Source organism: Pseudoalteromonas distincta, from assembly GCF_000814675.1.
GTDB classification, from domain to species: Bacteria; Pseudomonadota; Gammaproteobacteria; order Enterobacterales; family Alteromonadaceae; genus Pseudoalteromonas; species Pseudoalteromonas distincta.
The window spans coordinates 250804-261123 of the sequence record NZ_JWIG01000025.1 but is presented as its reverse complement, the minus strand read 5'-3'; the positions used below and the strand labels follow the sequence as shown (position 1 = coordinate 261123).

Here is a 10320-nt window from a genome sequence, read left to right as displayed (position 1 = left end):
GCCGACACCTTCTGGTATCAGTTCTTTTGCGGCTTGAAGACGCTCAAATACAAGTTGTCTTGCAAAGTAAATGTCGGTGCCTTCTTTGAAAACAACCGTGACGCCAGACAAGCCTGTTTTAGAAATTGAGCGCACTTGTTCTACATCAGGTAAGGCATACATGACCGCTTCAATGGGGTACGTAATGAGTTGTTCAACTTCTTCAGCAGCTAGTCCTGGCGCTTCAGTATTTACAGCAACTTGAACATTAGTAACATCAGGAAAGGCATCTAAATTTAGTTTTGGTATAACCATAATTGCGCCGACAATTGTGGCAAACAGCGCAATCAAAATCAGGAGTCTATTATTAACAGACCAATCTATTATTTTATTAAACATAGTCTTGCTCCTTAGTGGTTATGCGGATCAAATCCGCCTTTAGCGATTTCAGAAGCAACAAAAAATGCGCCTTTGGTTACAATTCGCGTCCCACTATCAAGGCCAATGATTTCCCTAAAATCACCTAAGGCTCGGCCTAGTTCTACTTCTACAGCTTTAAATTCTCCAGGGTGGTCTTCGACAAATACGGTCCAATCACCATCTGCGCTGCGGATCAATGCTTCTTCTGGCACAGCCATCACTTTCTGCTTTGTGGCAAACTGAAAGTAAACTTTTACAAACATACCTGAATGAAGGTTATCATCAGCATTCTGTACCCCCAATCTAATAATTCTTGTACGAGTTACGGGATCAATTGTATGGGCTTCTTGGATAACTTTGGCATTGTAACTCTGGCCTTCTAATTTAAGTACCGCAGGAGAATCAATTGATAAATTTAGCTTTTTATTTGGAGAAACTTTTGCTTCAACCCATAGTTGTTTTTCATCAGCTAACAACATGACTGAATCCCCAGCATCAACACGTTGCCCTTGGATAAAGTCGTCTTGAAGCACGACACCTTCACGGTGCGCCGTTAATGCATATTGCCCAAATGCTTTAATGTCTTTGTTAGAAATACCATTTATTGCTTTTTCAGTTAACCCTAAAGCAATGAGCTTGCCATAGCTCGCATTGTATGTTGTTTCAGCTTGTAATAATCGACTTTCACTCACCGTCTTATTACCCAGCTTTTTTACACGTTGCCATTCGGTTGAAGCGATTAAATAGTCAGCTTGTGCTTGTGCCATTGCTTCACTAAATAATGTAACTAACTTCTGACCTATTTCTACATACTCGCCAAGCGCTGCATGGCGACTGATAATGACTGACTCTGTACGTGGTGATACCACATAACTTTTATAGCCATTAGCTTTTATTTCGCCAGGTGCATATACGGAGCTAAATTGATATTCAGGCTTAACACTTTCCACTTTAATTTTAGCAAGCGACATCTTCTTTGGATCAATAGTGATACCTTCTTCATGTTCTTCTTCTCCCTCTTTATTACCACCTTCATGGCCGTGCTCGTCATGGTCACCTTTATCTTCTTCATGTCCCTTTTCGTGTTCATGCTCATCTTGATGTTCTTTTTCTTCTTGTTTCGAAACGTTTGTGACAGAACCAGTTCCATCTGACGACTGTGCAAAAGCATCATGATTTGTAGTAAACCCAACTAACAGGCTGCTAATTACTACGGCTAAAAATTTTTTACTAATTACTGTATTCATTTTTGTAACCTATATTTTTAATAAATTTAAGATTTCGTTTTTCGCTACTGAAAAAACAAAGCGCTCAAATCTCAAATTTGGATAACTGACCCATACTTAAAATGAAGGATATTTCTGCAAGCTTGAATTGATTTTCCAAACGTATTCCTGCATGAAGCCCTTCCGCACGTTGATTTAATGCAAGTAAGTAGTCAGAAGTATTAATATCACCAGCTTGCCAGCGCTTATTTAATAAGTTTTCGCTGCTATCTAATCTGCCTTTTGTCAGTTTTTGCCATTGCTCATAATATTTTCTACTGACATTAAGCGATTCATAATTAGCTTTTGCTTCAAAAGACTGCTTTCGATATACCGACTGAAAATTCGCCTCGGCTGCAATGGCTTCTGAATAAGCGGCTTTAACATTATCTGTATAGTTATTTCTGATGTTTAAAGGCATTGAAAAAGTCACACCAACCAAGTCTTCATCTCCACTTTTCCCTGCGCTAACGCCAATGGTTGGATTAGCTTTAGATTCCATAGTGGTTAGTTGAGCTTTAGATTGTTGTCCCTTCCATTTCGCTCTAGCAAGTTTAACTTTTGGATGTTCCTCAACCCACTGGGAGTTAAATGAGTAGCTTGTTGCTCCAAAAGTAAATGAAAACAAATTGGTAGTATTAGGCGTCCAATCAGGCAATAACTCCTGAACCTTTACCTCTGCATTTTTCAAAGCAATTTGAGACTCAGATATTTCACTAAAAATTTGCGACAAGTTTAAATAGACTAGCTCAGCGTCAAGTGGCTCTAGAAGTCCAGCTTTTCGTTTGTCTTCAACAATTCCAACGAGCGTTTGCAATTGCTCTTCTCTTTCTGAAAGTAACTGAGCAGCTTTTTTTGCTGCTTGCCAATTAACTAATGCAGTTAAGGCATTAGCCTTTTTAGAATCGAGTAGAGATAACAATTGTTGCTGGTTTGCATAAACATCAATTTCACCAATGGTTTTATTTGTTGATTGCTTATCCCAAAAATCTATCGTTTGACTGATACCAATAGAGTAATTATCAAAATCACCTTCTTTTTCATAGCTTGCTTCAAGCTCTGGGTTATATACGGCTTGAGTTAAGCTTTTGGCTCTATGATTACTTGCATTAAGTAACTCTTTAGCCGCAACAACTTCGGGATCTTTATTTATTTGACTATCTAGCCATGAAATACTTTTCTGTTTGCCATAAGTGGCAACTGAAAAACTCACAGCCATGCATAAAGACAGGGTTAAACCTGTATTTTTTAAAAATATATACATAAAACTTCTTAATTTTTTAATTTATAAACACGAACCCTTTATCCTTCTCATGGACAAATAGGTCATTAAAAATCAATCTAATTAAGAAATGGGTGGGCGAAGTATCGCTTCAAGGTAAGTATTTGTTTGATCAATTTGATAAGGCGTTTTATTGATAATGTTTAGTTTGCCCGTGGTATTTGAATTACTGACTAAAATCCAAGATAAGTGGCTGCCACTGCAATGACCGCAGTGATGACAATCTTTTTCATTATGCTGCTCATCACCTACATTATCATTTGAGACATTTCGATCATCTGCATGATCATGTTGAGTTTGAAGGTGCTCTATATCTATTTGGTGATTCTCAGATGTTGAGGATGCTACAGCAGTTAACGATTGTAAAACAATCGAAATAACCAAGAGCATTTTTAGTACAACATTAAGGTTCAAAGTTATCACCAGTTAAATATAGTATTTAAAATACTAGCAGAAACTATTTTCTTAAACTAGCTTTTCAATTCAGTTTCCACGCTTTTACATTAAATAATTTTTTATTTGACTCTATAGCCACTATAGATTTTATACTTATTTTAATATTATTACGGAGTGTTAAATATGTCAGAAAAATGTAGTGGTCAGTGTCAATCATCTTCTACCAATGAAGATGTAAAAATTGATACACAATTAGATAACTATAGTGGCGCGTTTGTCAGTACATTTAAAGTACCTCAAATGGACTGTCCTTCAGAAGAGAGATTGATTAGGTTAGCACTTGACTCAATTGAGCCTTCAGTTGGGTTGCAATTTGATATTCCTAGCCGTTTAGTCAAGGTTTTTCATGATGAAAATTTAGATGAGATAACAAAAAAATTACAACAACTCAATCTCGGTGCAGAGTTGGCATCAACTAAAGAAAGTTGCAGCACCGAAGCTGCAAAAGCAAAAGATCTAGCCCAAAAAAATGAGATGAAAGAAGCATCAACGCTAAAATGGTTGTTAGCCATTAATGGAGTCATGTTTTTTATAGAAGTAATTGCTGGGATTATTGCGCAATCTGCTGGCCTTATTGCCGACTCATTAGATATGTTTGCTGATGCTGCTGTTTATGGTTTAGCTATATATGCTGTCGGTAAAAGCATAAGCATGAAACTTAGAGCGGCACATATATCTGGTGTACTTCAAATTATTCTAGCGCTAGGTGCTTTGAGTGAAGTCGTAAGACGCTTTATTTACGGTAGTGAACCTATCTCTTCTTTAATGATGATATTTGGTGGAATAGCACTAATCGCTAACATTGCTTGTCTGTTTTTAATATTTGGCAACAAAGAAGACGGCGCTCATATGAAAGCGAGTTGGATTTTTTCCGCAAATGACGTAATCGCAAACGTAGGTGTAATCTTAGCTGGCTTATTAGTTACAGTAACTAGCAGCCGTTATCCAGATTTAGTGATTGGTTTGATTATTGCTGTTGTCGTTTTAAACGGTGCTCGCCGCATCTTACAGCTAAAGTCTTAAGTAGAAAGTAGTTAAAAGAATGCACCCGTCATATTTTAAACCATATATATCATACGTGATAATGATTTTAATCGCGGTGCAGTCTGTGTTTTTTTCGCAAGAAGAGATTGAAGGAAACTTAATTGAAAGTTCTTTTAATATATCACTAACTGAGTCTATTACCCCGCTAAAAGCTCCTGAAAGCTCTAATTTATTTGAGGAGGGTAATAGCCAAACTTTAATTGATAATTGTAATTTTTGTTGCTGCTGTCAGTTATTTTTAAATACAGATTCTTCTTGTAATATTTTACAAGCAATAGAATATTTCCCTACCTACGCCTTAGTTTCCCCTGAGCTAAAAGGCTATATCTCGGTGCCATTCCGCCCACCTAAATACGCCTAAATTTTATAGAAAATTAAGAAAGGTCAAATGTTAATGACCTAAATATCACATATAAATTTATAGGAAAGTATACATGGCACTTAATACCTGTGTGCATCGCAAGATAGCAATTTTAAGGTGTGTAACACCTCGGCTTAAATATATCGCGTTTCTCGCTTTGTCACTTTTTACATTTAATGTTTATGCCTTTGAGAAGCAGTTAAACCTTCAAGAGGCAATTCAGTGGACGCTTAAACAAAATCCAGAACTTAAAATATTTGATTTCAAGCAAACGGCATTAATTGGACGAGAACAAATCGCAAGTTTAAATCCTGCTTATGAACTAGAGCTTGAAGCTGAGAACTTTGCAGGCTCAGGTGAATTTAATACATTCGACAGTGCTGAATTAACAGTCGCTCTATCTTCGGTTATCGAAATGGGAGATAAACGCTCAGCGCGGATTGGAATTGTTTCAAAATCAAGAACACTACTCACTGCTGAAAAAGAAGTCTCTGCGCTTAATTTAATGGCTCAAGTCACTGAGAAGTACGTGGAAGTACTTGCAGCCCAACAAAGAGTTATATTGGCAGAAAATGCTTTGAGCTTAGCACAAGAAACCTTAGAGATTGTATCTCAGCGTAACCGCGCAGGTGCTACTCCTGAGGCTGAAGTGAAACGCTCAAAAGCAGTTATTGCTCAGGCTAACCTCACCCTTCAATCTGAACAAAAGCGCTTGGAATATCTAAAGCTTTCTTTATCAGCTTACTGGGGAGAAACATCAGTGTCATTCTCTAGAGTAACTGGAGATCTGTTTCAGTTTGGCAATGATAGTGATTTTAGTAGTCTCTTTGCGAAATTAGAGAAAAACCCTGCTATTCAAGTTTATGCAAGTGAGCAGCGACTAAAAGAGGCCGAGTTACAGTTGGCTAAAACAGAGTCAACGGCCAATATCAAATGGTCTGTTGGTGTTAGGCGCTCTCAAGAAGCCAATGATACGGCACTGGTCGCTGGCTTTAGCTTACCTTTGTTTGCTGAAAAGCGAAATTCTGGCGCAATCGCTAGTGCGCTAGCAGAGCGTGACCAAGTTGCCATAGAGAAAGAGGCGACTAAGTTAAGATTTAGAAATCACTTACTACGAGCATACTCCAATAGAAAACAAGCCATATTAACAGCTAATTCATTAAAGCAGTCGGTTATCCCAATGCTTGAAGATGCACTGGAAGATACTCAAGACGCCTATCAAAAAGGTCGATATGGATATCTTGATTATGTATCGGCTAGACAAGAGCTGTTAAATGCTCGGCGAACCCTTATTGACGCGGCATCTGCTGCCCTAATTTATGGCGCAGAGATAGAAAAACTAACAAACGAAGCGCTGTCACTCTAAATAAACATCACTTTAAGTTTAATAACAATTTATTGATTCAGTGATTAACTGAATCGTTTAGGAATTCAAAATGAAAAACTATTTACTCGCACTATTGATTTTTATTGGGTATCTATCACCCATTCAAAGTGTTTTCGCTAGTGAAGATGAACATGAAGGCGAAGAAGGCATAAGCAAAATCGACAATAACATGGCAAAAAAGGTTGGTGTTGAAACAGCCTATTTAGCTTCAAAAACGTTGAACCAAACTATCCCTGTATACGGCTCTACGACGATAGGCGCTGAACAATTATTTCAAGTTAGCGCTAGATATAACGGCGTTATAAAGACAATAAACTTCACTGTTGGTGATACGGTAAAAAAAGGCGATCTATTAGCCGTTATTGAATCTAATGAGAGCTTAAATACTTATAAAATAACATCGCCTGTTTCTGGGACTGTTTTACAGCGAAATGGAAATATTGGCGGTATCACGCAAAACACTAGCTTGTTTGAAATCGTCAAATTTGACACCTTGTGGGCTGAATTTAAGGTGTTTACCAGCCAATATAATCAAATCAAAGTCGGTCAGCATGTTGATATTGAGCAAGGTGAACACGCATTCAGTTCAGTCATCACTAATATTATTCCAGCTAAAGATCAGCCTTATGTTTTAGCACGGGTACGATTAAACAACACTGAGTTAAAGCTAACGTCAGGTCAATTATTAAAAGGCAACGTAAAGATAAACCAATTTGAGGTGGATTTAGCGGTCGAGAAAGTTGCCATACAAGAGCTAGGTGGACAATTAGGTGTCTTTGTAAAAGAAAATGAAGAGTACGAGTTTGCACCACTTGTCCTTGGTCGTTCAGACAAAAACTATATCGAGGTCATTGATGGCCTCAGTAAAGACGCTGAATATGTAAACAAAAACAGTTATCTGATTAAAGCAGATATCTTGAAATCTGAAGTAGAAGACGACGATTAGGAGACGCAATATGATTGAATCAATTTTGCGTCTTGCAATAAATAGGCGCTATTTAGTATTAAGCTTGCTGATGGTAATCATCGGCGTTGGTATGTGGAGTTATCAAAAACTTCCCATTGATGCTGTTCCAGATATAACAAACGTACAGGTACAAATAAATACCTCTGCCCCCGGTTATTCACCTTTAGAAGCGGAGCAAAGGGTAACTTTTCCAGTAGAAAACGCATTAGCTGGACTACCAAAGCTGTCTCACACCCGCTCTCTTTCAAGATATGGTTTATCCCAGGTGACCGTTATCTTTGAAGAGGGAACCGATATTTATTTCGCACGCAACTTAATCAATGCAAGATTAGCTGCGATAAAAGGCGTTATTCCCTCTGGCTTAGAGCCAGAGATGGGTCCTATTTCCACAGGGCTTGGTGAAATATTTATGTATACCGTACAAGCTTCTCCTGACGCTAAAATGCCTAATGGAGAGCCTTATACCGCTATTGCCTTAAGAGAAATACAAGACTGGATCATTAAACCGCAATTGGCTCAAGTTAAAGGCGTCATTGAGGTCAACAGCATCGGCGGCTATAACAAGCAGTATCATATAACGCCGAAACCCGAAAAATTACTTTTTCATCAGGTAAGCTTTGAAGACGTTTCTGATGCATTACGTAAAAATAATGATAACCGTGGCGCGGGTTATATTGAGCAAAACGGACAACAAGTGTTAGTGCGCTCCATCGGGCAACTTGCGACAATGGATGAAATCCTCAATGTCATCATCAAAAAGAACGATGGTATTCCTGTAAAAATAAGTGATGTTGCCAATGTTGCTATAGGCAAAGAACTTAGAACAGGGGCTGCTACTCGTAATGGCATTGAGACAGTGCTTGGTACAACCATGATGCTGATTGGTGAGAATTCTCGCACCGTTGCTTTAGAAGTGGAACATAAGCTCAGCGAAATACAAAAATCTCTGCCAAAGGGCATTACCGCAGAGCCTGTTTACGACAGAACAACGTTAGTAGATAAAGCGATTGCAACCGTTACCAAAAACCTCGTTGAAGGTGCGCTTTTAGTTATTGTTGTGTTATTTATTCTACTTGGAAATTTACGTGCAGCTCTCATTACCGCTGCTGTTATCCCTATTTCCATGTTAATGACAATCACAGGTATGGTGCAAGCAGGAGTATCTGCCAATTTAATGAGTCTCGGCGCATTGGACTTTGGCTTGATAGTGGACGGGGCTGTAATCATCGTTGAAAACTCTGTCCGTAGGTTAGCACAGGCCCAACACAACGGTCATAGGCAAGACTTAAGAGAACGCCTAAATACCGTTTTTGAAGCCACTTCAGAAGTGATACGTCCAAGCTTGTTTGGTGTGGCAATTATCACTGTTGTTTACATCCCCATTTTCACGCTAACTGGCGTTGAAGGGAAAATGTTCCACCCTATGGCGGCAACTGTCGTTATGGCGTTAATTTCCGCAATGATCCTTTCAGTTACACTGGTTCCTGCTGCTGTAGCTGTGTTTATGAAAGGTAAAATCAGCGAAAAAGAAAGTGTAGTTATTCGTTCAACCAAGTCTATTTATGAACCATTGTTAAAAATGGCGATGAAATTTCGTTGGATTATTGTTTCATTCTCAACGCTGTTAATGGGGTATAGCCTTTGGTTAGCAACTACGCTTGGGACAGAATTTGTTCCTCAATTAAATGAAGGTGATATTGCACTACAGGCATTAAGAATTCCATCGACTGGCCTAGAGCAATCAGTAGAAATGCAAGAAGTACTTGAGCAACGTATTAAAGCGTTTCCTGAAGTTGATAAAGTATTCTCGCGCATTGGCACACCAGAAGTAGCAACCGACCCAATGCCACCGAGTATTGCTGATATCTTTGTTATTTTAAAACCACGTAAAGAATGGGCCGAACCTTCAAAACCAAAAAGTGAATTAGTTGAAGAAATGGAAAAAGTACTGAAAAACATTCCAGGCAACAACTATGAATTCACTCAGCCTATTCAAATGCGTTTCAATGAATTGATTTCTGGCGTTAGAGCTGATGTCGGCATCAAAATATTTGGTGATGATTTGGATCGGTTATTACTTACCGCAAAAGATATTCTAAATATTGTGAAAACCGTGGATGGTGCCGCTGATGCTCGAATAGAACAGGTCACAGGTGTTCCATCTTTATCAGTAATTCCTAAACGAGAAGCGCTTGGTAGGTATGGATTGAACGTTACCGAATTGCAAGACTGGGTTGCCACTGCGATTGGCGGTGAATCTGCGGGGATCATTTATGAAGGTGACAGACGGTTTGAGTTAGTTGTTCGCCTACCAGAGCAAATAAGAACGGATATCGATAGCTTGAAGCATCTGCCGCTTCCACTTGAGAATGGTAACTATGTGCCAATTGAAGAAGTTGCAGAGCTTAAATCAGAGTCTTTACCCGCGCAGATTAGCCGAGAGAACGGAAAAAGAAGAGTTGTGGTTACCGTCAATGTTCGTGGTAGAGATTTAGGCGGTTTTGTAAAAGAAGTTAAAGCTAAAATTAATCAGGAAGGAGAAATTCCAGCAGGATACTGGCTTGATTATGGTGGAACGTTTGAACAACTAGAATCAGCAAGTAAGCGATTAAGCCTAGTTGTACCGATAACATTGGTTGTTATCCTAGGTATTTTGATTATAGCATTTGGTTCATTAAAAGATGCATTAATCATTTTCAGTGGCGTGCCTTTAGCATTAACAGGGGGCGTATTTTCACTTTATTTAAGAGACATGCCCTTATCAATTTCGGCAGGTGTCGGCTTCATTGCATTGTCAGGTGTCGCAGTATTAAATGGCTTGGTTATGTTGGCTTTTATTCGAGATCTTTGGCATGAAAAAGGCGACCTATACGTAGCGATCATTGAAGGTGCCATCATTCGTTTAAGACCTATTTTAATGACGGCACTGGTCGCAAGTTTAGGTTTTATTCCAATGGCGTTAAACACTGGAATTGGTGCAGAAGTACAACGACCACTAGCAACAGTTGTTATCGGCGGTATTGTATCTTCTACCATTTTAACTTTGTTTGTATTGCCTATTTTATATCAATGGGCGCATGGCGCTGAGAGTAACAAACAGCAATCCGACGAAATCTAAAAGCAAAAAAGCAGCTTAATTACTAAGTTATGCCTAATTAA

9 protein-coding genes are annotated in these 10320 nt (G+C 38.7%); 5 read left to right on the top strand and 4 right to left on the bottom strand.

Annotated features, from left to right (window positions below):
- The 4 genes from QT16_RS16795 to QT16_RS16780 form a co-directional block, all read right to left on the bottom strand.
- Window positions 1-378: efflux RND transporter permease subunit (locus tag QT16_RS16795; RefSeq protein ID WP_039489444.1), on the bottom strand; the 378-nt coding region annotated here is incomplete at its 3' end.
- Window positions 379-389: 11 nt separating this feature from the next.
- Complete coding sequence (locus QT16_RS16790) at window positions 390-1646, bottom strand: efflux RND transporter periplasmic adaptor subunit (RefSeq protein ID WP_010388432.1); 1257 nt, start codon at window positions 1644-1646, stop codon at window positions 390-392.
- Between the two features lie 64 nt (window positions 1647-1710).
- Entirely contained in the window at window positions 1711-2928 is a 1218-nt protein-coding gene (locus QT16_RS16785) for a TolC family protein (RefSeq protein WP_010388430.1), read from the bottom strand.
- An 81-nt stretch (window positions 2929-3009) separates the two neighbouring features.
- Window positions 3010-3369, bottom strand: a complete 360-nt coding sequence (locus QT16_RS16780) for a hypothetical protein (protein WP_227006932.1) — start codon at window positions 3367-3369, stop codon at window positions 3010-3012.
- A gap of 156 nt (window positions 3370-3525) precedes the next feature.
- On the opposite strand from QT16_RS16780, the gene QT16_RS16775 reads away from it, so the two are divergent.
- From QT16_RS16775 to QT16_RS16755, 5 genes are all read left to right on the top strand, one after another.
- A complete protein-coding gene (locus QT16_RS16775) occupies window positions 3526-4425 on the top strand; it encodes a cation efflux transmembrane domain-containing protein (protein WP_002962256.1) in 900 nt (299 codons plus the stop codon).
- An 85-nt stretch (window positions 4426-4510) separates the two neighbouring features.
- Window positions 4511-4807: a hypothetical protein gene (locus QT16_RS16770; RefSeq protein ID WP_232007049.1), complete on the top strand. Its 297-nt coding sequence runs from the start codon at window positions 4511-4513 to the stop codon at window positions 4805-4807.
- A 73-nt stretch (window positions 4808-4880) separates the two neighbouring features.
- Window positions 4881-6173 (top strand): TolC family protein, encoded by a 1293-nt coding sequence (locus QT16_RS16765; RefSeq protein WP_002962255.1) that lies wholly within the window; start codon window positions 4881-4883, stop codon window positions 6171-6173.
- A 70-nt stretch (window positions 6174-6243) separates the two neighbouring features.
- Window positions 6244-7140: an efflux RND transporter periplasmic adaptor subunit gene (locus tag QT16_RS16760; protein ID WP_002962254.1), complete on the top strand. Its 897-nt coding sequence runs from the start codon at window positions 6244-6246 to the stop codon at window positions 7138-7140.
- A gap of 10 nt (window positions 7141-7150) precedes the next feature.
- The gene (locus QT16_RS16755) at window positions 7151-10279 is read left to right on the top strand and encodes an efflux RND transporter permease subunit (RefSeq protein ID WP_002962253.1); all 3129 of its coding nucleotides are present in this window, start codon (window positions 7151-7153) and stop codon (window positions 10277-10279) included.
- The last annotated feature ends 41 nt before the right edge of the window (window positions 10280-10320 follow it).

Coding starts and splice junctions, on each gene's coding strand:
- QT16_RS16760 (WP_002962254.1), top strand. CDS start 6,244: ATGAAAAACTATTTACTCGCACTATTGATTTTTATTGGGTATCTATCA.
- QT16_RS16775 (WP_002962256.1), top strand. CDS start 3,526: ATGTCAGAAAAATGTAGTGGTCAGTGTCAATCATCTTCTACCAATGAA.
- QT16_RS16790 (WP_010388432.1), bottom strand. CDS start 1,646: ATGAATACAGTAATTAGTAAAAAATTTTTAGCCGTAGTAATTAGCAGC.
- QT16_RS16765 (WP_002962255.1), top strand. CDS start 4,881: ATGGCACTTAATACCTGTGTGCATCGCAAGATAGCAATTTTAAGGTGT.
- QT16_RS16755 (WP_002962253.1), top strand. CDS start 7,151: ATGATTGAATCAATTTTGCGTCTTGCAATAAATAGGCGCTATTTAGTA.
- QT16_RS16785 (WP_010388430.1), bottom strand. CDS start 2,928: ATGTATATATTTTTAAAAAATACAGGTTTAACCCTGTCTTTATGCATG.